26 protein-coding genes and 1 pseudogene are annotated in these 21,458 nt (G+C 54.8%); 18 read left to right on the forward strand and 9 right to left on the reverse strand.

Annotation, left to right across the window (positions count from 1 at the left end; all coding sequences use genetic code 11):
- Positions 1-830 precede the first annotated feature (830 nt).
- Together LIS66_RS13695 and LIS66_RS13700 are read right to left on the reverse strand one after the other, a co-directional pair.
- Positions 831-1,220 carry a low affinity iron permease family protein gene (locus tag LIS66_RS13695; RefSeq protein ID WP_042609968.1) on the reverse strand — a complete coding sequence of 130 codons (390 nt, stop codon included), beginning with the start codon at positions 1,218-1,220 and terminating at the stop codon, positions 831-833.
- A 108-nt stretch (positions 1,221-1,328) separates the two neighbouring features.
- Positions 1,329-1,961: a dTMP kinase gene (locus tag LIS66_RS13700; protein WP_227972344.1), complete on the reverse strand. Its 633-nt coding sequence runs from the start codon at positions 1,959-1,961 to the stop codon at positions 1,329-1,331.
- Positions 1,962-2,063: 102 nt separating this feature from the next.
- On the opposite strand from LIS66_RS13700, the gene LIS66_RS13705 reads away from it, so the two are divergent.
- Positions 2,064-3,125, forward strand: coding sequence for an SDR family oxidoreductase (locus LIS66_RS13705; RefSeq protein WP_227972345.1), 1,062 nt, complete (start codon positions 2,064-2,066; stop codon positions 3,123-3,125).
- A 54-nt stretch (positions 3,126-3,179) separates the two neighbouring features.
- Here the strand turns inward: LIS66_RS13705 and LIS66_RS13710 are convergent, their stop codons facing one another.
- The gene (locus LIS66_RS13710; protein WP_227972346.1) at positions 3,180-4,481 is read right to left on the reverse strand and encodes an aromatic ring-hydroxylating oxygenase subunit alpha; all 1,302 of its coding nucleotides are present in this window, start codon (positions 4,479-4,481) and stop codon (positions 3,180-3,182) included.
- Positions 4,482-4,632: 151 nt separating this feature from the next.
- On the opposite strand from LIS66_RS13710, the gene LIS66_RS13715 reads away from it, so the two are divergent.
- The 7 genes from LIS66_RS13715 (at position 4,633) to LIS66_RS13745 (ending at position 9,387) form a co-directional block, all read left to right on the forward strand.
- A complete protein-coding gene (locus LIS66_RS13715) occupies positions 4,633-5,148 on the forward strand; it encodes a DoxX family protein (protein WP_042609971.1) in 516 nt (171 codons plus the stop codon).
- 46 nt (positions 5,149-5,194) lie between these two features.
- Complete coding sequence (locus LIS66_RS13720) at positions 5,195-6,079, forward strand: DUF692 domain-containing protein (RefSeq protein ID WP_227972347.1); 885 nt, start codon at positions 5,195-5,197, stop codon at positions 6,077-6,079.
- On the forward strand, positions 6,072-6,857 hold the full coding sequence (locus LIS66_RS13725; protein WP_042609973.1) for a DNA-binding domain-containing protein: 786 nt from the start codon (positions 6,072-6,074) through the stop codon (positions 6,855-6,857). The genes LIS66_RS13720 and LIS66_RS13725 overlap by 8 nt, the downstream gene beginning before the upstream one ends.
- 290 nt (positions 6,858-7,147) lie before the next feature.
- The gene (locus LIS66_RS13730; protein WP_042609974.1) at positions 7,148-7,615 is read left to right on the forward strand and encodes a hypothetical protein; all 468 of its coding nucleotides are present in this window, start codon (positions 7,148-7,150) and stop codon (positions 7,613-7,615) included.
- 199 nt (positions 7,616-7,814) lie between these two features.
- Entirely contained in the window at positions 7,815-8,030 is a 216-nt protein-coding gene (locus LIS66_RS13735) for a tautomerase family protein (protein WP_042609975.1), read from the forward strand.
- Positions 8,027-8,683, forward strand: coding sequence for a DsbA family oxidoreductase (locus tag LIS66_RS13740; protein WP_227972348.1), 657 nt, complete (start codon positions 8,027-8,029; stop codon positions 8,681-8,683). Before LIS66_RS13735 ends, LIS66_RS13740 begins: the two co-directional genes overlap by 4 nt.
- 74 nt (positions 8,684-8,757) lie before the next feature.
- Positions 8,758-9,387 (forward strand): isochorismatase family cysteine hydrolase, encoded by a 630-nt coding sequence (locus LIS66_RS13745; protein WP_227972349.1) that lies wholly within the window; start codon positions 8,758-8,760, stop codon positions 9,385-9,387.
- 13 nt (positions 9,388-9,400) lie between these two features.
- Here the strand turns inward: LIS66_RS13745 and LIS66_RS13750 are convergent, their stop codons facing one another.
- From LIS66_RS13750 to LIS66_RS13770, 5 genes are all read right to left on the reverse strand, one after another.
- On the reverse strand, positions 9,401-9,766 hold the full coding sequence (locus tag LIS66_RS13750) for a histone-like nucleoid-structuring protein, MvaT/MvaU family (RefSeq protein ID WP_042609978.1): 366 nt from the start codon (positions 9,764-9,766) through the stop codon (positions 9,401-9,403).
- Between the two features lie 67 nt (positions 9,767-9,833).
- Positions 9,834-10,229: a DUF1330 domain-containing protein gene (locus LIS66_RS13755; protein ID WP_227972350.1), complete on the reverse strand. Its 396-nt coding sequence runs from the start codon at positions 10,227-10,229 to the stop codon at positions 9,834-9,836.
- A 45-nt stretch (positions 10,230-10,274) separates the two neighbouring features.
- Complete coding sequence (locus LIS66_RS13760) at positions 10,275-10,661, reverse strand: putative quinol monooxygenase (RefSeq protein ID WP_227972351.1); 387 nt, start codon at positions 10,659-10,661, stop codon at positions 10,275-10,277.
- 16 nt (positions 10,662-10,677) lie between these two features.
- Positions 10,678-10,938: a hypothetical protein gene (locus LIS66_RS13765; protein ID WP_227972352.1), complete on the reverse strand. Its 261-nt coding sequence runs from the start codon at positions 10,936-10,938 to the stop codon at positions 10,678-10,680.
- The gene (locus LIS66_RS13770) at positions 10,925-11,635 is read right to left on the reverse strand and encodes an SOS response-associated peptidase (RefSeq protein WP_227972353.1); all 711 of its coding nucleotides are present in this window, start codon (positions 11,633-11,635) and stop codon (positions 10,925-10,927) included. Before LIS66_RS13770 ends, LIS66_RS13765 begins: the two co-directional genes overlap by 14 nt.
- Positions 11,636-11,733: 98 nt before the next feature.
- Between LIS66_RS13770 and LIS66_RS13775 the strand changes: the two genes are divergently transcribed.
- From LIS66_RS13775 to LIS66_RS13795, 5 genes are all read left to right on the forward strand, one after another.
- Complete coding sequence (locus LIS66_RS13775) at positions 11,734-12,165, forward strand: LexA family protein (protein ID WP_227972354.1); 432 nt, start codon at positions 11,734-11,736, stop codon at positions 12,163-12,165.
- On the forward strand, positions 12,152-13,432 hold the full coding sequence (gene umuC / locus LIS66_RS13780; RefSeq protein WP_227972355.1) for a translesion error-prone DNA polymerase V subunit UmuC: 1,281 nt from the start codon (positions 12,152-12,154) through the stop codon (positions 13,430-13,432). Before LIS66_RS13775 ends, umuC begins: the two co-directional genes overlap by 14 nt.
- Positions 13,433-13,610: 178 nt before the next feature.
- A complete protein-coding gene (locus LIS66_RS13785) occupies positions 13,611-14,537 on the forward strand; it encodes a DMT family transporter (RefSeq protein WP_227972356.1) in 927 nt (308 codons plus the stop codon).
- A 190-nt stretch (positions 14,538-14,727) separates the two neighbouring features.
- A complete protein-coding gene (locus tag LIS66_RS13790; protein ID WP_227972357.1) occupies positions 14,728-15,159 on the forward strand; it encodes a bleomycin resistance protein in 432 nt (143 codons plus the stop codon).
- A 317-nt stretch (positions 15,160-15,476) separates the two neighbouring features.
- Positions 15,477-16,271, forward strand: coding sequence for a hypothetical protein (locus tag LIS66_RS13795; RefSeq protein ID WP_227972358.1), 795 nt, complete (start codon positions 15,477-15,479; stop codon positions 16,269-16,271).
- Positions 16,272-16,418: 147 nt separating this feature from the next.
- Here LIS66_RS13795 and LIS66_RS13800 read toward each other — a convergent pair whose 3' ends face one another.
- Positions 16,419-17,582 (reverse strand): hypothetical protein, encoded by a 1,164-nt coding sequence (locus LIS66_RS13800; protein ID WP_227972359.1) that lies wholly within the window; start codon positions 17,580-17,582, stop codon positions 16,419-16,421.
- 600 nt (positions 17,583-18,182) lie between these two features.
- On the opposite strand from LIS66_RS13800, the pseudogene LIS66_RS27965 reads away from it, so the two are divergent.
- The 5 genes and pseudogenes from LIS66_RS27965 to LIS66_RS13825 all read left to right on the forward strand — a co-directional run.
- A pseudogene (locus LIS66_RS27965) lies at positions 18,183-18,335 on the forward strand (hypothetical protein); the annotation flags it as partial.
- A 273-nt stretch (positions 18,336-18,608) separates the two neighbouring features.
- Entirely contained in the window at positions 18,609-18,956 is a 348-nt protein-coding gene (locus tag LIS66_RS13810) for a hypothetical protein (protein ID WP_227972361.1), read from the forward strand.
- Between the two features lie 403 nt (positions 18,957-19,359).
- Positions 19,360-19,917, forward strand: a complete 558-nt coding sequence (folE, locus tag LIS66_RS13815) for a GTP cyclohydrolase I FolE (protein WP_064362399.1) — start codon at positions 19,360-19,362, stop codon at positions 19,915-19,917.
- Between the two features lie 45 nt (positions 19,918-19,962).
- Complete coding sequence (locus tag LIS66_RS13820) at positions 19,963-20,505, forward strand: DUF3833 domain-containing protein (RefSeq protein ID WP_227972362.1); 543 nt, start codon at positions 19,963-19,965, stop codon at positions 20,503-20,505.
- A 121-nt stretch (positions 20,506-20,626) separates the two neighbouring features.
- The gene (locus LIS66_RS13825) at positions 20,627-21,430 is read left to right on the forward strand and encodes a DUF1206 domain-containing protein (RefSeq protein ID WP_227972363.1); all 804 of its coding nucleotides are present in this window, start codon (positions 20,627-20,629) and stop codon (positions 21,428-21,430) included.
- Positions 21,431-21,458 lie beyond the last annotated feature (28 nt).

A 21,458-nucleotide genomic window follows, 5' to 3' on the forward strand; every position in this document is an offset into this window, starting at 1 on the left:
GAGGATGGTACGGCGCGCGCGTGCAGACTCGCGTTGAACGCGGGCACACGCAGAAATTCGGGGGGAGACAGGCTGGAGAAGAACGCCGCCGCGCGGTCGGCGCAGGCAACTGGAAGGTGGGTCGAATCATTGGCGACAGACGTCGCCCCATTCACTACATCGACGATTGCAAACCGCGTGACCAATTGAAACCTCGCCTTCCATTTTGAGGGTCAACGACGAGGAACAACCTGCGCGGGGATGACAGCGCCAGGGTGGTCCCGATCGGCTGCGACTGCCGGGTCTGTGGACACACGGCAATCTTCTGGCGCCGGGTTTGTGACCCGAAGCGCCGGCAGATAATAACCACGTTTTTTGCTGGTGAGGCAAACAAAATGTAGGAATTCTGCGAAATAAATATCAGCCGTTTCCCACATGATCGTGACGATGGCAAAGACACAGGGATGTCAAAAATGTTCGTACATCGTACCGCCGTTTCGTGCAGGCCACGGGCATCGAAAACCGCTGCAGAGTCTTGAGTGGTCAGCGAAAAAGTCTCCACGCGACATACTTCGGTAGCCGGGCGCTAATAAGCACTAACAACGCATAACTGACAGTCACTCGGCTGTGAAGGCAGGCTTGGATCTCACCGCTGAACGCCAGGCCACCTGCAAATCTTTTCGGTCGCCGCGCTCAGTCAAACGATGGTTTTGCGAGGGATTCGCCCACGCTGAACTACCTCGGAACAGAGCGCGGATTGTCCACGAGCACTGAGCGATCATGAAGATCAAAAATATTGCCGCTTGTGAACCGTCACGATAGCGACAGAAAAAAGACCACCACTCGAAATCCTAACGAGCGCCATTATCATGGATCGGCTCTACATCAATTTCACTCGATTCACCCAGCGCACGATACCGATCCCGAAGTTTTCTCAGCTCGCGCGCCTCCATCTTCTCCAGACCCAGCGTGGCGTTCTGCGCTTCGTTGGTGGCGCGTATCAGCTCATCAATCTTCAAATGCAAAATGTCGTTGTCGCGGTTCTGGGTGTTTTGAATGAGGAACACCATCAGGAACGTAATGATCGTGGTCGACGTGTTGATGATGAGTTGCCAGGTGTCGTTGTAGTGAAAATATGGCCCTGTTCCCGCCCAGGCGACGATCAGGAGGATCGCTGTCAAAAAGGTCTTCGGGCTACCCGCCCAGTTGGAAAGTGCCTGGCAAAAACGTGCAAATCTCATCTTGAAACCTCTGAATAAACCTGACTACTTGACCTCGCTGAGCGGTGAAATACTTTGTAATATTTGCACCGCTCGTCGGCGGCGCAGATTCGCGCGCGTGCTCACGCATCAGACCAAGGGAATATTCCGGCGGCTCATCACCTGATTGATCTCCACGACCACCCGCCTCGTCGCCTCCTCGATCGTTCCCTCATTCCGGCACAAAAACCAACCCTGATCGGCAGCGGCTTGCTCGAACGCCTGAGTGCAAGCGGCATGCTCCTCAAGCCCCCGAAGCACAGTGCTGCTCAGGCCGCGCCGTCGTGCCCCTGCCCTCGCCCACGAAATCTCCGGAGCTGTGACCACCCCGACAAGCAGGTCGGGCACTTGGACATTGCGATCAATATTGAGCTGCAGGATTTCTGCAAACGGGACTGTCCGGCGAAAGGCGGCCTCGGACGGGTACCAGCGATCGATCAGGATGATGCTCTCGGTGGGTTGTCTGGGCAGCACGTGCCGGGAGATCCAGCGGCGGCTATCAGCCAGGCGTTGGCAGACTTCGAGTTCCAGATCCCGGTCAGGATGTCGGGCGAGCCGGTTCACCAGATGCATTGTCTCGCCCCTGAACGGGTCGCTTTTTTTCTCGCACAGTCGGATGACTTTCTGGTTGCCTGCCCTCAGGGCTTCAGTGATCGCCTCCAACAGCGAGGTTTTGCCGACGCCTTTGGGGCCATCCAGAGAAACAAACAGCGGACGAGTCATTGTTCACAGACTTCTACAGGGAGTAGCGAACACTCTAACGGATTTTCCGGTTGAACCTCTGCTGCCCACACGGACTCCCAAACTCAAATCCAGGAGAAACCTATGACCCAGACAGCTTTAGTCGTGGGCGCCAGCGGCATTGTCGGCAGCGCCATCACCCAGTTACTCATCGACAACAAATGGCAGGTCGCCGCCCTTTCGAGGCATCCATCGCAAGCGCAAGGCGTGATCCCTGTCGCGGCAGATCTTCAGGACCCGGCGTCGCTGGAACAGGCGCTGAGGGATTTGAAACCCACTCACGTGTTCATTACCACATGGTCACGGCAAGCCACAGAAGCCGAGAACATTCGGGTTAACGCCGCCATGGTACGCAACGTGCTCGCTGCGGTTCGCCCAGCCAAGAGCGTCGAACACGTAGCACTGGTCACTGGCCTGAAGCACTACCTCGGCCCGTTCGAAGCCTATGGTAAAGGCAGCCTTCCGCAGACACCGTTTCGCGAGGAACAAGGTCGTCTGGACGTCGAGAATTTCTATTACGCCCAGGAAGACGAACTCTTCGCCGCTGCTGAACAGGACGGCTTCACCTGGAGCGTCCATCGCCCGCACACCGTCACCGGGGTGGCCGTGGGCAATGCGATGAACATGGCAACCACCCTCGCCGTCTATGCCTCGGTGTGCAAACACACCAATCGCCCCTTTGTGTTTCCCGGATCGAGGGTGCAGTGGGACAGCCTCACCGATATGACGGACGCGCGGCAGTTGGCGAAACAACAACTGTGGGCGGCCACCACTCCGGCTGCGGCTAACCAGGCGTTCAATGTCACCAATGGCGACGTATTTCGCTGGAAATGGATGTGGGGCCGAATTGCCGAATACTTCGACTTGCCTGCTGCTGATTATCCTGCGTCACCCTCTCCTCTGGAGAAGCAGATGGCAGACGACCAAGCCGTATGGACGCAGATAGTTGCCGAACACGATTTGCAAGAATCCGATATCAGTCGCCTGATTTCCCCATGGCATACCGATGCAGATCTTGGTCGCCCGATCGAAGTGGTCACGGACATGTCGAAAAGCCGCATGATGGGTTTCACTGCCTACCAGGCGAGCGATCAGGCGTTTTTTGACGTGTTCGACAAACTGCGGGAGATGCGTTTGATCCCCTAGGCTGTTCAGCACAGATAGGAAACGGTACGGCGCGTGATTTCAGGCGCAATCCCGCTACAGCTTTGAAGCGTCTTCGACTGCTTCAACCTGCGTCAGCGGGATGGTCTCAATCGCCCAGGCACGCGCCTGCCGACGTCCGGGGCTCGGCACCGCGCACGCCTTTCGCCCCGTAAATTCTCGTCCAAGTCGGTCTTCATCGATACGCCAGCCGTTCTGCTCCAACTCTTTCACACGACGCCTGAAGAAAATCTGCAACGCATCCGACTTCAACGACACTTCCTGCTGCCAGGAATCCGGTACACGTTCTGGCCGGACGTTTTTCAGCACTTCATGATCCTGCTCGAAGATCCGAATATTGCTGGCAACAAAACGTCGGTCAAACAGGGGGGATCGGAGGAATGTACGGCCCATCATCCACCAGGTTCGCGTGCGGTTGGCATCAATGGGGACATGCGCCGAGACAATGTGGATTCGCCACCCATTCGGCAATTCAAGTTCCAGCGTCGTGCACGGGCCAGACAGATGAAAGCCTGGAATCGTCTCCACGCTCACCCGCTCAGTCGCAGATTTACGTCGAAATAACCCGGTGCGTTTTGGGCGCCGCATGATCATCTTCGCGCGCCCACTCCATGCATCGCCATCCACTTCAAATGCATCGATCTCAGGATGATCAGGGTCGCCGAACGTGCTGCCGTGAACGAATGGCGCGTGCGCAAAGTCGAGCCCGTTCTCAATGACCCGATCCCAACTTGCCTCCCAGTCGAAATACCCGGGAACCACACGAATGTTCGCGTCATCTATCCAGTCGAGCACGGGTAGCGGCGGCCTTTCGTGCTCGGGCAGATCGCCGAGAAATGCCCAGACCCAGCCGTAGCGTTCAAGTGTGGGATAGGCATCGACTCGAGCCTTGGCGGGGATGCGCAAATCCGGCTGTGCCGGGATATGGGTGCAGATGCCATCCGCTCCGAACCGCCACCCGTGGTAGGGACACTGCACGCTCTCCCCGACTTTGGCGCCGGCCGAAAGCGAGCCACCACGATGGACACAGACATCGGATAGAAGATGCGCCGTCCCTTTGTCATCACGAAAGGCAACGAATGGCTGACCAAGCAAGCGTACTGCCGCAAGTTCGTCGGTCAATTGCGTGGATGGCAGGACGACATACCAAAGGTTTGTGAGCATCAGGAAGTTGAACTCATTGGCTGGGAACGAGAGTGGCTTAGCCTTCTTCGACGCATTTGGAACAACGGTGTTCAGTTGGACGTGACATCTCGAATGAATCAAACCTTGCCACAACCATTGTCGGGTATTGGTCTGTATCCAAGTGTGTATAGAGGCGGACGCGTTACACAACATTGAGCTTCCAGCAGCGCAAGACACAAGCGAGATACACCAACCCGATGAACTACGGTCACGGCCAGCGCAGTGGGTACCGTGCCTGGCACCTCTCATTGGGAGCACCTGAAATGCTTCCACTTTCTTGACGACAAGTCGGAGGTTTAAATCAATGCAAACAAACACGTCATCGGTCTTGAATCGGCTGCACCTTAACCTCGATCGCGTCGGAGACTGGATCGCGCCTTTAAGCCTGCGCGTTTTTCTGGCGTGGGAGTTTTTTGAGGCCGGGTGGGAAAAGTGGAACGGTGAGAACTGGTTCCCAAGCATTCAAGGTGCCTTTCCTTTTCCCTTCAATCAGCTGCCCGCTACGTTCAATTGGCAGTTATCAATGTGGGCAGAACTGCTCTGTTCCATTGCTTTGCTTGTAGGTCTGGGAACACGTCTTTCAGCACTGATCCTCATCGTGGTCACCGTCGTGGCAACTGCCGCAGTTCACTGGCCAGCAGACTGGTCGACGTTGAGCGAACTCGCAAGAGGCTACTCCATCAGCAACCAAGGCTACGGCAATTACAAGCTGCCCTTGATCTACCTCGTAGCACTTGTGCCGCTGCTGTTCACAGGCGCCGGCAAGCTGAGCCTGGATGCATTTATCCATCGGTGTATCCAGCGTTTGAATGCACGCTGAATCGACATTGCTTTCGTCAGTTACATCGAGTCGGAGAATCAAGCGAATGCAAACGAACATTTCATCATCAATATCGTTAGCTCCACAGCCCCCTCGTGAGGCGACCGTTGGACTCGGATTGCGCCGCGCACTACTCAAAACACTTCGTGACGCCCCCGTTGGGGATTTCGATTTTCTAGAGGTTGCTCCAGAGAACTGGATCGGCATCGGCGGCGCTCATGGGGATGCTCTGCAGTCGCTAGCTGAACGCTACCCGTTGTCATGCCATGGCCTGTCACTGTCGCTAGGTGGCAGTGCGCCTCTGGACGAGTCTTTTCTTGAGCAAGTACGAGGATTTCTCGATCGCTACCACGTGCCGTTTTATAGCGAACACCTGAGTTACTGCAGTGACGATGGCCATCTATACGACCTGCTGCCGTTGCCATTTACTGAGGAGGCGGTTCATCACGTGGCTGCGCGCATCCGTCGTGCACAGGACATCCTCGGCCGCCGTCTTGCCGTAGAGAACGTCTCTTATTACGCCGCTGCTCATCAGGATATGGACGAACTTACGTTCACCAATGCAGTACTTCGCGAGGCCGATTGCGACCTGTTGCTCGACGTTAATAATGTGTACGTCAACTCAGTGAACCATCGGTTTGATCCAACGGTTTTCCTGGCCGGCGTGGAACCAGAACGCGTAGTCGCCATGCACGTGGCTGGGCATTACGACGAAGCCGATGACCTGATAATCGACACCCATGGTGCTTCGGTCAAACCGGTAGTCTGGTCATTGCTGGAACAGGCTTATGGCCTCTTTGGTGTAAAGCCAACGCTGCTGGAGCGCGATTTCAACTTTCCGTCTTACGACGAACTTGTGGCTGAGCTGAATACCATCAGGCGGTTGCAGCGCGACGCGGACGCTTTGGTGCGGGTGACCGTCGATGGCTGACTCCACTGCAAGTTTGCACAGTCAGCAGCTCGCGCTGACCCGTTACCTGCGTGACCCGGACAGTTACGCGCCGCCTGCGCAGATGAATCCCGCAAGAGCACAGGTCTATCTCAACCTGGTGTTCAATAATCTCCTGAGTTTGCTGGGCGGAACGTTTCCGGTACTGGTTGCCGTGTTGGGCGATGCTGGCTGGCGTGCGCTGGTCCGACGTTTTTTGCGTGACTACCGCGCGCAAACGCCACGTTTCGGAGAAATTGCTCGTGAGTTTGTAGACTTCGTAGCGAGCCTGGAGGACGCGCCTGGCTTTGAGCATCCCTGGTACCCGTTCTTGCCTGAATTGGCCCATTACGAGTGGGTGGAGATGGCGCTGCAACAGTTGGACGCTGCGCCGTTAAAAGCCAGTGATGCGGAACAGTTACTCGCCCGCCCCCTCAGGCTTTCCCCGCTCGTCTGGCCGTTGGCTTACACCTGGGCCGTACATCGTCTTGGGCCAGGTTATCTGCCTTCTGAACCGCCAGAACAACCGACGTTGCTGCTGATCAGCCGTGTGCCGAGTGGCCAGGTGCAATTCTCCCAGGTCAGCCCTCTCGCGTTCCGTTTGTTGCAGCGGATCGAGCACTTCCCTGACATGGATGGACGGGCGCAGTTGCACGCTTTGGCTGCGGAGGCTGGTGCATCAGACGTGACCGGCTTCGTTGCCGACGCGCTGGTTCTGCTGCGCAAGCTTCATCAGCAAGCTGCCGTCGGCGTAGCAGCGACACCGGTTTCAAGGCCGTAGTCCTGACGAGTGATCAAAGGCCGAGGTCAGCTTTTGTATCTCTATGTACCTGCACGCGAAGTCTTGGGATTGGCTTACAAATGCATCTCTCGCTTGATACATCATGGATACATGACTCCGGCTAAATAAGCCTTACCCGAATAAGGTCGCCCTGTCGAAGTGGAAGCCGCTTGCGCGCATAAGCCCTGTAATTCAAGGCTTTTCCCACTTCGCCTAGAGCTTCCTTGCGGGTTTATTCGCCCTGTGGCGTGAACCGCGGCCCGGCCGCGCAAAGTATCTGGAGAATCACCATGTACCGTAAATCTTTCTCGAACAAAAAAAGTCTTGGCCTGGCCGCTATCGCTTTAGCCGGTGGCATGAGCCTGGCATCGTCTGCGGCTTTTGCTGTTGAGCCGTTGTCCCAAGGCTATCAACTGGCATCGGCGGACAAGGCCGGCGAAGGCAAGTGTGGCGAAGGCAAATGCGGTGCCAGCCAAGCCAGCGACAAGTCCGTGACAGCCGAAGGCAAGTGCGGTGAAGGCAAGTGTGGTGACGACTCTTTCGCTCGCACAGATACCGACCATGATGGTCGCGTCTCTCTCAAAGAACTCCTGGCTGTGGCACCTCAGGGCGGTGAAGAATTTCAAGCGATGGACACCAACCACGATGGTTTTCTTTCTGAAGGCGAGGTCTACAAGTTCAGAAGCAACCAATACCTTTCCAACGGCAAGAAAGTGCCCACCGAGCTTTTCACCCACATGAGCAAAGCGCAGAACTGATTCATTCCTCCTGCCGTAGCATTCGCCCTCCCCTGCGGCCGCCGCCAGGGAGGGCGATTTACCTTCTGCAGATGTATTGATTACACAGCGTCACAAGTGATGTTCTCCGCCCCTGATTTATCCACTGAAAGCGACACTTTAAAGTCCATCCCACTGCTCACCTCATCATGTCGATGGGGCGCCAACAGGAGACTTCCCCATGCCTTTCATCAGCGTTCGTATCACCCGCGATGGCGTCACCAAGGAACAGAAATCCCAAGTCATCGCCGAAATAACCAGAACCATGCAAACAGTGCTCAACAAGGATCCGCACCTCACGCATATCGTCATTGAAGAGGTCGATACCGATAACTGGGGCTATGCCGGAATCACCACCACTGAGTACCGCCAACAGCTGACGGAGTCGAAAAAATGACTTTTCCTGTCAGGATCGACTTTGTGTCGGATGTGGTGTGCCCCTGGTGCGCACTCGGCGCCACAGCGCTGGAACAAGCCATCGCAAATGTTGCCAGCGAAGTTGCTGTGGAGTTGACCTTCAAGCCTTTCGAACTGAACCCGGACATGCCGGCCGAGGGCGAGCACGCCATCAAGCACATGATGCGCAAATACGGTCGCAGCGCCGAAGAAGTTGCCTCGCGCAATGAAATGATCATCGCGCGTGGCAAAGCCATCGGTTTTCAGTTCGACCTGGAAAAGCGCAGCCATTTCTACAACACCTTCGATGCCCATCGCCTTCTGCTCTGGGCCGTGCAGGAAGGCCGCCAGGTTGCGCTGAAGAAAATCCTGCTCGAGGCATATTTCACCCACGGCCAGAACCCCAGCGATCACGAAACATTGGTGCGCCTGGCCGGTGAAGCAGGACTTTCAACCACCCGCGCCCGCGAGATTTTGACTAGCGAGGCGTTCGCTAGCGAGGTCCGTGAACTTGAAGGTTTCTACCTTGAACGCGGAATTAACTCGGTCCCGGCCATGGGGCTGAACGGTCGTGAGTTGGTGTCCGGATCGCATTCAGTGAAGGAATACGAACACATCCTCAGGCAGGTGGCACGAGAGTCCACCACAGCCTGACAAAGCGACTACCAACACGATGCCCCGGGCGAGCCCACGGCACCGGTCACTCAACTTGTTTGGAGTACATCGTCATGTCTAACACCCTCTATCCGCCGAACCGCACCGCTTATCTGCTGGTCGATCCGTACAACGATTTCCTCTCGGAAAACGGCAAGGTCTTCCCCTTGATCAAGCCGATTGCCGACCAGGTCGGGCTGCTCGACAACCTGCGGGCCCTCGATCGCGCCGTACGAGCGCAGAACATTCCGGTGGTTATTGTGCCGCACCACCGCTGGGAACACGGCGACTACGAAGGCTGGGACCATCCAACGCCGACCCAATGCAAAATCATGCACATGCACCACTTCGCACGCGGTGAATGGGGCGGTGAATGGCATCCCGATTTCGCGCCGAAGGACGGCGACATCGTCGTACAGGAACATTGGGGCGCCAGCGGCTTTGCCAATACCGACCTCGATTTTCGCCTGAAGCAGAAAGGCATCACCCACGTCATCATCGTCGGCCTGCTCGCCAATACCTGCATCGAAGCGACCGCCCGCTACGCCTCGGAATTGGGCTACCACGTCACCTTAGTGCGTGACGCGACCGCCGCTTTCCGTCCGGAAATGATGCACGCCGCCCACGACCTGAACGGGCCGACTTTCGCTCACTCAATCGTGACCACCCACGAATTGATTGCTGCGCTGGCAGCGCAGGAGTAATGGCCCGTGAACTTCACTTGGTCAGCCAAGACTCTACGGTCGCGGCGCCGTGCTTTGTCTTCCACTCCTTGAGCGTCTTGTGATTGCCGCCCTTCGTCTCTACCACTTCGCCGGAGTGCGGGTTTTTATAGACCTTCAACTGGCGAGGCTTGCGGCTACCCGCTTTGGACTCGACAGCTGGAGCGCGGCGACCTGCCTGTGGATCGAGCACATTGATCACGTCCTTCAAGCTGTAACCGTACTTTGCGAGCAAATCACGCAGTTTGGTTTCGAACTCGATTTCTTTCTTGAGGCCTGCGTCACCCTTGAGGGCTTCGAGAGCCTGAAGCTGTTCGGCGAGGTGTTTTTCGAGCTGGCGGAATTCTGCGAGTTTGGACATGAAATCTCTCTTCTGCTATTGATCGGGGCTTCCCGCTAAACAATATCCTAAATTTACAAAGTCGGAACTACCGCGCCGGTACTCCCTCGATCAAGTAGACGTCCGTCTTGGCTGAACGCTGGCGGACTTTCCTCAGTTCTGTGTACTGCGCGGAGTTGTACCAAGCCTGGGCTTTTTCGACGCTCGCGAACTCGATGACCACACGGTGACGCTTTGGTGCTTCACCTTCAAGCGAAATGGTTTTTCCGCCTCGCACGATGAAATGTCCGCCATAGGGTTTGAAAGTTGATTCGACCTGCGCACTGTAAGGCTTCATCCCCTCGGGATCGGTAACTTCAAACTCGGCGACATAGTAGGCCGGTGGTGCGGCAGACTCTGCGTCCGATGCCATCACCCGACAACTGCCCGCCGCAAAATACGCCAGTCCCGCCAGGGCAATCGCCATCACCTTGAAATTTTTCATTCACTTTGCTCCATTGAGAAATCAACTTGACCAGCGCGCAGCCGGTTATCGGCCAGACCGTGAACCAAGCTCGACCGGGGTGGTTTCAATCAGGCGCTTCGACAGAATCATCGATTTCGTAGTAACAGCGTACTTTTTGAAGTGCGGCGATTCGATATGGCTTCGATATGCCGAGTCGCTGGCGTAGATTTCGAAAAAATGAAACCAGTTTGGACGGTCGACTTCGGCCACGGCGTAGATGGATATGACGCCGGGCTCTACTCGAGTCGACTCAGAGATCTCTTCTTTGACTGCGGCTTGATAGGCAGCAACCTGTGCAGGGTCGATTTCAAGTTGCGCGATGCGTACCACCAGGCCATTGTCTTCGGCGGCCAGCGCTTGTCCTGCCAGTAATCCTGTCAATGCGATCACTCTTGATAAACGTTTACCCATCAGTTTTCCCCTTCCTTCACTGCGGCAGCGCATATGCCACCACGTAATCACCCTTCTGCGTCGTCGCCGAATTACCGCCAGCGCTGACGACCAGATATTGTCGGCCACTCTTTGGAGAAACATACGTCATCGGGGTTGCCTCGGCACCGACAGGCAACCGCCCTTTCCACAGTTCTTCGCCGCTATGCTCGGCGGTTTTCCTCCTCATTGCCCGATGTTGCTGCAGCTGAGCCAGCCACGTCGATTTTTCCACCGCTGGTTTATCAATCGTCGACATCCGAGGCCAAGGAGAGCGGCTGAATGAGCTGCGGGCCTTGGTTACGCACGTTCCCCACATCCTTGCCAACCTTGTACCAATGGAAATCCGTTGCCGGCCTGCAGTGCTCCATGGCTAATTCGCGAGCGCGTTCAGGTGAGGTATTGGGGTCGATCCATTCACGCGCATGCTCAGGCGCCAAGACCAGGGGCTTGCGGTCGTGGATATCGACCATGCCTTCATCGCTCGCCGCGGTGATGATGACGAAGCCGTCCCGTTCGTCCGGTTCCAGAGCTTCGTGCACCTCGGCCAACCCTGCGAAGAACATCGGAATCTGCTCTTTCAGGGTGATGAAATACGGCTGCTTTTTCTTCGGATCCTCTTCGTCCTTGACCCACTCGAACCAGCCGTTCGCCGGCGCGACTACGCGGCCGTTTGGCCAGAGCTGATTGAAAAACCTGCCGGTGATGACGGTCTCGACTCTTGCGTTGATCGGGTCAGGACGCTTTCCCTTCGCCCAGAAAGGCGCCCATCCCCATCTGACCTTGTCAATGCTCAAGCCCTCCCTAACCGGCCGGATGATTTCCACCCGCGTCGACGGTGCGACGTTGTATCGCTCAACGGGCCAGAGGTCATAGCCATTGATCACCAACTGCCTTGACGCGAGCTCCTTGAGGTAGTGATCCATCGATTCGTAGATCGAGTAGCGTCCGCACATGCTGTCACCCGTCGAATTGTGGTGCCTATGAGATTGACCGCAAGCGAACCAAATCGTTAACTGTATGTACGTACAGTTAACCTCCTAAGGCTTGCATCATGAGCATCATCCTTCTCGGCCCCCTCGCTACTGGCGGTAAAAAGCTGCCCCTTTATTCCTCCAGGGTATCGGCGGGCTTTCCCTCCCCTGCGGCGGACCACATCGAAAAGCACATTTCCCTGGATGAGCTGTTCGATATCCGGGCGCCGCACGTGTATCTGGTGAGGATCGATGGCGACAGCATGCAAGGCGCGGGCATCTATTCCGGGGATATGGTGATCGTCGATCGGAGCATCGAGGCGGTCAGTGGCGATATCGTCATTGCTGCGTTGAACTCGGAGCCATTCTGCAAGCGCCTGCTTTTGCGCGAGAACGCGGTGATGCTTTTGTCGGAGAATCCGAAATACCCGGCGAGACATGTCATGGAAGGTGATGAGCTGGTGATCTGGGGTGTCGTGAAATACAGCGTCCGTGATCATGACCATGCGTGAACCGGTTTTTGCACTCATCGACTGCAACTCGTTTTACGCGAGCTGCGAGCGCGTCTTCAGGCCAGACCTGGCAAAGACCCCTATCGTGGTGCTGTCCAACAACGACGGCTGTGTGATCGCGCGTAGTTACGATGCCAAGCCTTTCGTGAAAATGGGTCAGCCGTACTTTCAGATCAAAGACCGTCTACGCCGGCATGGAATCGTGGCCTTCAGCAGTAATTACGCGCTGTACGGCGACATGAGCGAGCGCGTCATGACCATCATCGAATCGATGGTGCCGGCACTTGAGGTCTACAGCATCGATGAGGCATTTGCCGATTTGACTGGCATGCCCGGAGATCTGTCCGCGCTTGGCAGGCACATGCGCTCAACACTTCTCAAGCGCGCCGGCATTCCAGTCGGAGTGGGTATTGCACGGACGAAGACTCTGGCCAAACTCGCCAACCACACAGCCAAACGGCTGCTGGACATCACTGGCGGCGTGGTGGATCTGTGCGATCCGTTCAAACGGGACTGGACGCTGCGCAACACCGACGTCGGCGAGGTCTGGGGCGTCGGCCGGCGCATGAAGGCGCACCTGGAAACAATGGGCATCAAGACGGCGATGGACCTGGCGAAAGCCGACCCGTGGATGCTTCGGCAGAAATTCAGCGTGGTGATCGAGAAAACCGCTCGCGAACTCGCCGGCACCTCATGCCTGGAACTGGGTGAAGCTGACCCGCCCAAGCAGGAGATCTGCTGCAGCAGGATGTTCGGCAACCGGCTCACGCAGATCGAGCCGATCAAAGAGGCCGTCGCCACCTACACCCAGCGCGCAGCGGAAAAGCTCCGAGCGCAAAACTCGCTGTGCAAGAAGATCCGCGTGAGCATTCGCACCGGCATGTTCAATCCTGAGGAAGCGAAATATGCCAATGGCGCCTTGGTGGAGTTACCGTACCCGACCAACGACGTGCGGCTGATGACGAAGGCTGCGACCGAAGCGGTCAATCGTCTCTTCCGTCCCGGCTACAAGTACAGCAAGGCGGAAGTGCTGCTGATGGATCTGCGCCAGCCTGGCGAATTCACCGATGACCTGTTCGCGCAATCCCAGCCGGCGATGGCAGACAAGGTGATGGGTGTGCTGGATGAGATCAATGGTCGCTGGGGAAAGGGAGTGCTGCGTGTAGCCAGCGTGCCTACAGCACCTGGATGGGCGATGCGTCGGGAGCTTATGAGCCAGAGTTATACGACGAAGCTGGATCAGTTGTGGACGGTGAGCGCCAAGTAGCGGCGACGGGATGGGCCTCTGCCGCCTGAAAAACGAGCGGCCTTGAACGGTTGCTTATGGCCAGAAGCGGACAACGGTCAGGAATGAAAATCGCCGTCTGGCATGTCGGCCATTTGCCCCGAGAATTCGCCACCGTCTGTTAAATTCTCAGTTCACTGAAGGAACAGGAGTGCGATTCGTGAGCAAGTACAGTGCAAGCGGCGACAGTGTTGCCAAGGGCATATTGCTAATAAGCGCTGCTGTCTTTCTCCTTTCGCTGGCCGATGCAGCAGTAAAATATTTCAGCGCCAGACTTCCACTCTGGCAGTTGTTCCTCATCGTCTCCTGCCTGTCGGTGCCCACCCTTGTAGCCTGGCTCGCAAGGGACGTCAGATCGGGTCGATACTCAACTGCCTCGATGTTTTGGGTGGCAATCAGGAGCATTCTGCTGTTGTTAATGTGGGTAACGTACTACTCGGCGTTACCGTTGATCCCGTTATCAGTGGCTGCCGTGGCGATCTACACAACTCCCCTTTTCATAGCGCTTTTCTCCACCCTTTACGGAAGTGAGCCGTTATCACTGCGAGGTTGGGTTGCGATAGGAATAGGTTTCGCGGGTGTCGCCACAGTGTTACGCCCGGGATCAGATGTTTTCGTCCTTGCAACTCTGCTACATATGATTGCGGCTGTTTTCTACGCGGTCGCGATGGTTGTGACACGTCGACATTGTCGCAATGAACATCCACTGGTATTGGCGTTGGGCTTGAATATCGCTTTTCTTTTCGCCGCCGTAATCGGAGGCGGCGCATCGCTGATGGTCAGTGAGTCCACAGTCGCTGGTGCTGCATTTCTACTCTCTCCCTGGCAGACGCCCGGTTGGCAGGAGATGCTTTTTATCTTCTGTTACGCCTGCGCCCTGATTTTCATAAATACGGCTACCGCCAAGGCCTACCAGGTTGCGCCTCCAGCACTTATCGGGACTTTCGATTATGCGTACCTGGTTTTCGCCTGCCTTTGGGGTTATGTACTGTTCCAGGAAACGCCGGACACCTTTACATGGGCTGGAATTGTTTTGATTGTCATTGCCGGCTTCCTGATTCTGCGCGCCCAAAAATGTAATCAATAGGCGCCTCTTGGCCCAGAGATATCGCCCGTGAGCGGCAGGTGTCGGCCAAAAACGGCCATTCAACCCGACTCGATAATCCCCACCCGACCATGCATCATCAGGCTCGCCACGATCCTGTTGTGGCATCGAAGCGAAAAGTGCAGAACCTGCTCGCCTGCAATAATTAGCCTTTTGAAATGGAAGTCATCTCATGTTCGAACGTAACAAACTGGTTCCGGAGTTAATGGTCACCAACCTAGATAGCAGTCTGGCTTTTTGGGTTTCTTGCTTGGGGTTCAAAATAGCTTATCAACGCCCGGAAGATGGATTTGCATACCTTGATTTGAATTGTGCTCAAGTGATGCTTGAGCAGGTTGATTCGGACGCGGGTCAATGGCTGACTGCGCCGTTGACTAAGCCGTTTGGAAGAGGCATCAACCTACAAATTGATGTTGAGGCTGTCGCACCCATCATCCAAAAACTTGCTCAGACTGGATTTCCACTCTATCAAGAATGCAAAGACACTTGGTATCGGGCTGAAAATGTAGAAGTAGGCCAGCGAGAATTCATCGTCCAGGATCCCGACGGTTATCTCGTAAGGTTGGTAGAGAGGTTGGGTGAGAGACCGGCTTGCTCAATCTGAAACGGAGCCAAGCCGACCGTCAGCTTCCGACCATTAGCTGACGCTTTCAAGCGGCCGGTGACGGCTAGAAGCGGTCGGTATGCCTGATAAGTTAACCGGCCCCATTCCTATAATGCACCCTCTCATAGGACTTAGTTTTTTGCATCAGAACGCCGATCGACTCGACTTAACAGCTGCGCGGCGGGATGATTTGCAGCACCCACTGCGCAAGCCGAAGCTTGGTACTGATGGAGCAGATGACTGGCGAGTGATGGTCAAGTTTGATCTACAGTCAGACGCTAGCGTCCCAATGGCGGCTATCTGAGCTTGTTTGAGTTATGACTGCTTACAACGAATTCTTAGAGGAAATAATGGTGAGAGAACATCCATCAAGATCAGAGATATCGAAGATTTTAGGAGAACCAGTGGGATTCGATATTTCAGAAACAGCCTCCAAATTGCGACGTAATCTTTTGTTGGTTTCTCTGGTAGTAATTGTACTAATCGTTGGTGAAATCCAGCCCGGCGCAGATATTTCGTTATTTGGAGTCAAGCTTACGGGAGTTACACCGCTCAAGCTTATGATAGGGTTAACAGTATTGTTGTTCTATAATTTTGTACACTATCTGTGGTACTGCTATGAGCTATATTCAGAATGGACAATTCGCATAACCGGAACAAGATTGGCTTTTGTGACAGGTGGAAGATATGGAGCTGTAGGCGCTGACTATCCTGATAATCCAAAACAGTCAACGCTTTATACTTGGTGGCTGCAAGAGTCGCGTTCGATGGTTGCATACGAGAAACTGGTTTCAAAAGTTGACGAGAGCGTTTCTGCAATAGAACGTCATATAGACGGGTTGCAGAGGGCTGATATGACGGTCGCCGGCTCGATAAGTATATCAATACAAAGTCTAGCTAAAAACATCCTGCAGGTACGCCAAGCGTTAGAGGCAACTGAGAGCGTAATTACCAATAATCGAGTGCCTGAATCGCTTGGGCGTTTTGATAATCGTTTTAGACTGCTCTTGAAATCTCAAAATCTCAGGGTTCTACTGATTGAAGTTGGAATACCTGTTTTATTGTCTTTCGTTGCGGCCGCTTATCTAGCTCGCTTTTTTATCCAAAGTTGATGGGGATTTAACTGACTGCCCACTAGGTATATCTCTGAAAAAAAAGGGCGGACTTATTATCTAAAAATAAATCCGTCCCCTCTTGTTCTCCTGGCGCTAAATATATGATCGCCGGTCTGAGTGAATTCGCCTCCGTAGACTATGCTACTAATCTATTCCACTTTCGCTTATACCATCTGTCTTCTGCATCGAAGCAGGACCGTTTTTTGTGGGGTAACCATCGACTGGTCGTAGCTTTTGGTGTACCACTCGCGCGACTGTCGCAGCGGCTTCCCAGTTTATTTCCTTAAGGAACTCATCACCGTCAAATCGACTCTCGAGCTTTGCCAAGAACGAATCAAGCCACGCGTGGTAGTCCCAGCCTGACCGCGACAGAAGTGCCCGAGGTCTAAACTCTACATTTGTTGATAACTTGATCTCATACGCACGAACATCTGAGAAATTTACTCCTCCCAAATACAAATTGGTGAAATCGTACGGAAGGCTTGCTGAAAACCCCCTAAAATCAATAGTCATCTTGAGTTTGAATTTGGGAGTTTCGATTGAAATAGAACTAGGAGAGAGTCGCTTTACTTGAGCTCCCACCGGCAATGTTAGGTCAAATCGTGAATAGCGAATACCGTTTGGGCCGTAAGACAAAATCGCTCGCGAGAGCATGGAGTCATTTTTTGAGTCATTTACAAATGCTGCTCGCTCTCGCATAGGCCGAGAAAACGTATCAAGGAATCGGTTCTTGAATAAGATGTCGGGAACATCCTCGCGAGATAATTCCTGTAACTGTTCCGATGCAAGTTCAGATTGGTTGAAGTAATCCGACAAATGCGTCGAAAGCAGTTCCAGTACATAGTACTCTGTAGCTTCGACTATTAATTGCCCGGCTTCGGTTTGCCTCATTCCTCCCTTACCTGTCTTGACATCAATGTTAAACGCCTTATCTACGAAATCTGAATTCCACAATCCCTTGGGCGCAGAATTTTCAGCGAACAGGCCCTCAAGAAACGACTTAAATTTCTGACTATAGTCGTATCGGGGGACCTCTATTAGCTCTTTTGTTTCAGTACGAAAAATTAGAAATCCAGACATGTCGCGATTAACGTGCCGCGATGGAATTGTTTGCTTTGCCAACAAAATCGCGCTTACCCCTAAGAGTAGGAATGAGAGTCCCCACAGAGCTGACTTACTCGAAAGCGAATCTTCAATCGCCGATGAAAGCAGATTTACACCGATCGCCAAGATAACGGCGGCGACCAGTATCTGTAAGAGCGCGCCGCGATTCTGAAGGAGCGTGGCAAGTGGAGTTGATTTTGACATGTTCTACCGCCTACCTTTGGGTAGACACCAAATGGTCTGTCTAAGCGCCCCATAAGGTGGATGAGATTGCTTGTCGGCGGCCGCGAAGGCTCCGGCGTTCAAACTGGTCACTGACGCTGGAAACATGACGAGCCGACAAGTCCTTTTGCCAGCATGCTGGCGCTTATGCAGATTAACTTGCAGGCTTGATGGTAGGCAATGATTCGGTATCTGCCTCGTAACCACCAGGACGGGCCAGAACCAGGCATCTGTCCCCTGCTTTCTATTAAATTTTCATCGTCTGGTTTGGCCATTGTCGCCGATCATGAATGGCTGCTAATGGCCGAAAGCAGACGCTTATGAATGACCGCTTTCGGCCAGAAGCAGTCATTTAAACAGGTTGAATTGGCCTCTCTCTAAAGCATATATTGGAGGCCGCAGTATGAGCTGCGACACCACCTACCAAAGGTAGACTTAACCATGAACCGCCCTAAACCCAACACCACAGCCATAGAGGAGAGTGCTCATGCTTCTCCGGCTGAGTCCTGGGGTGAAAAGGAGGTAGCTCGCGAGATTGCGCTGCTCGAAGCGCATATTCTTGAAGACAGGATCAGTCGACTGATCGACGAAGCGCATGTTGCAGTAGAGGCCGACAACCCAGTAGGACTCAAAGACCTCCACTACGAAATCCTCCCAGTCAATATCGAGGACGAGCTTAAGCAAAGCTACCTGGATTACGCGATGTCCGTAATCGTAGGTAGAGCGCTGCCTGACGACAAAGCATTGAAGACTCTACGTGGGTTATCGCATAGAGGGATATCGCTTTTCACAAATTTTGCGCATCGCCTTTCAGCAGCCATTGCCATCAATCGCCTACAAATAGCTGCCCTCGCCTTCATGAGTCTCAGTAAAGCTGCTGAGATCGCTTGCAACCGAATACCACTCTTCGCCTACGGTCCAGAGCTCAGTGAGTTCCGACATAGGCTCCGGTAACACCCGCCGCTTCAAAAAGACATCCGACATCTTTTTTTAGAGGAAGGGTCAATCATGACTACCCGCATTACTTCGGCTGAGTACGAATCAGCCGACACCATACGCTGTGCCCACTCTTGGGATCATTACGCTACACACATTGAGGTTTCGCATACGCATGATCACGATCCGATCGAGCATATCGTCGTCTGCGCCGAATGCGCTCGCCTTGCGGGACTTGTGCTGTGCTGCGCCTGCGTCGATGAGGCGCTGCTAGTACATGCAGGCGCTGCATCTTGTGAAATGACTCCGGTTTACGCCCCTAATGAGCTGGTCGATGGCCGCTGCGCCAAACATATCGCGCTGCGTCTTCAACCTGCGCTGACCAGCGATTTGTCTTCGCCGCAGGCTCGTGCTGGCTGACGCCGATTAAAACCAAAGGAAAGGGTCGCCTACTGAGGCGACCTTCGTTGATGCGCCCACTCTCAATCAACAATGTTCAATCTAGGTGTCTGAATTGCCACCGATTGAACTGCACCGCCTTATCTAGATACTTGATGACCGCTATTGGCCGATAGCTGCCATTCCCCCCCCGTGAGCTATCGATCCAAAACAGCCATCTGCCAGCCCGTATCAAGCCACTGACTGAACCTTGCCTTGAGTTTGTCCTGTCTGAAATTTCAAGCCTGCACAAAAAAACCACCGATTCGTTGTCAGGTGATCTTTTTCAGCCTATCTTCAATGAAACCTATACAGATACCTTGTATACGTACAATTTTTTCCCCCGACATTAGCCCTCACGCAGCACTCGCCCCGAGTAACCCGAATGAGCCCAGAGTTAGCCAGCCATTACCGTGAGATCCTCGTTGGCGTCGGCGAGAACCCTGAGCGCGAAGGTCTGCGGGACACGCCCGAGCGGGCCGCCAAGGCCATGCGATACCTTTGCGACGGCTACGGGTTGAGCCTGGAAGACGTGACCAACGGTGCTCTGTTCGAATCGCAAAGTGATGAGATGGTGATCGTCAACGACATCGAGCTTTATTCGCTGTGCGAGCATCACATGCTTCCATTTATCGGCAAGGCGCATGTGGCGTACATCCCCACTGGCCGGGTGTTGGGGCTATCGAAGGTGGCGCGGGTGGTCGACATGTTCGCGCGGCGGCTGCAGATTCAGGAAAACCTCACTCAGCAGATTGCTCAAGCCATCCAGCAGATCACCGATGCCGCCGGTGTCGCGGTGGTCATTGAAGCCAGGCACATGTGCATGATGATGCGCGGTGTCGCGAAACAAAATTCGGTCATGACGTCCTCCGTCATGCTCGGTGCCTTCCGTGATAGTTCGACGACGCGGCAGGAATTTCTCCAGCTCATCGGACGGCGCTAGGCCTATACGGCGCTCGTTAACTGTACAAGCTCAAGGAGTAGGAAGATGACCCGATTTCTGCTGCTATTAGTAGTGTCGCTCAGCATTGCAAGCTGCGGCAGTGTCGATGTTGCTCGGTACGCAGACCAGCAGCCTGCATTGAGTCTGGAGCAGTTTTTCAGCCAGCCCGTCAAAGCCTGGGGGATGTTTCAGAAGCGCAACGGCGAAGTGACCAAGCGTTTCGAGGTCGACCTCGTCAGTCGTCGCGAAGGCAACAACCTGATTCTCGACGAGCGCTTTGTGTATAGCGACGGTACCCATCAACGCCGAATCTGGACCCTCACTCCGGAGGAGAATGGCCGCTGGAGCGGTCGCGCGGGCGACGTGGTCGGTGTCGCAAAGGGACAGATTGCAGGAAATGCTTTCCACTGGCGGTATCGCCTGAACCTGCCCGTCGACGATTCGACCTACGAGGTGAGCATGGACGACTGGATGTACCTGATCGACGAAGACACGTTGATCAACCGCACCAGTATGTCCAAGTGGGGTGTTGAGGTCGGCCAGGTGACAGTGCTCTTCCGTCGCCAGAGTGCTGGAGCGAATCCTTGATCCGTTGAATGGCAGGCCGTTAAGGGCGCACGTCACTCAAGGGTGACCTGACCCACAACCTTAATCGAACCCCTGCCCCGTCCACGGGTCTGCTTCACATCGATTCCCTGGAAGCAAACTCATGTCCACTCAACACACCCTTGTCCTGCTCGCCCGAGGCGGATACGCCGCGCGCGGTGTTCTATACCTGATCATCGGCATTTTCGCCCTGCTCGCCGCCCATGACTCCACCAAACCAAAAGACAGCCATAAAAGCCTCGAAGCATTGCTCAGCCAGCCATTCGGCTATGTGCTGATCGGCGTTGTGGTCGCCGGTCTGCTGGCCTTCGCCGCTTGGCGGGCGCTGCAAGCGATTCGTGACATCGACCACCACGGCAACGAGTTCAAGGGTCTGGTCATTCGTGCAGGCTTGCTTGCTGGCGGTATGGTCAACGCGGCGCTGGCCTTCTTTGCCTTGGGCCTTTTGGTGAGTGGCCTCAGGAGTTCGGGCGGTTCCGGCGACGGCAAGACCAAGGATCTGCTCGCGCATCTGCTGTCGTTCGAGCATTCGAATCTATTGATTTACCTGATCGCGCTGATTCCGCTCGGTGTCGGTATCGCCCACATCATCAAAGGCTGGAAAGCCTCGTTCGAGAAGTACTTCGAAGCGGATGACGAGGTGATGCGCTACGTACGCCCGGTGTCGCGCTTTGGCTTGATTGCCCGAGGTGTGGTGTTTATCGAGATTGCGCTGTTGATGGCGGTCAGCGGCTCGGTTTACCAGGCAACGAATCCACCCGGCATGAAGGAAGCGCTGGATGCTTTGCAGAATCTGCCGGCTGGCGGCGTGCTGTTGATGCTGATGGCGTTGGGGCTGATCGCATTCTCGGTGTACAGTTTTTCCGAGGCCGCCTGGCGCAGGATCGAGATGGATGTGCCGTTGTAAGCGGCGATTCGAGGGGGCGTGTGCCCCC

It is taken from the genome of Pseudomonas sp. HN2, from assembly GCF_020736465.1.
Taxonomy (GTDB): Bacteria; Pseudomonadota; Gammaproteobacteria; order Pseudomonadales; family Pseudomonadaceae; genus Aquipseudomonas; species Aquipseudomonas moraviensis_A.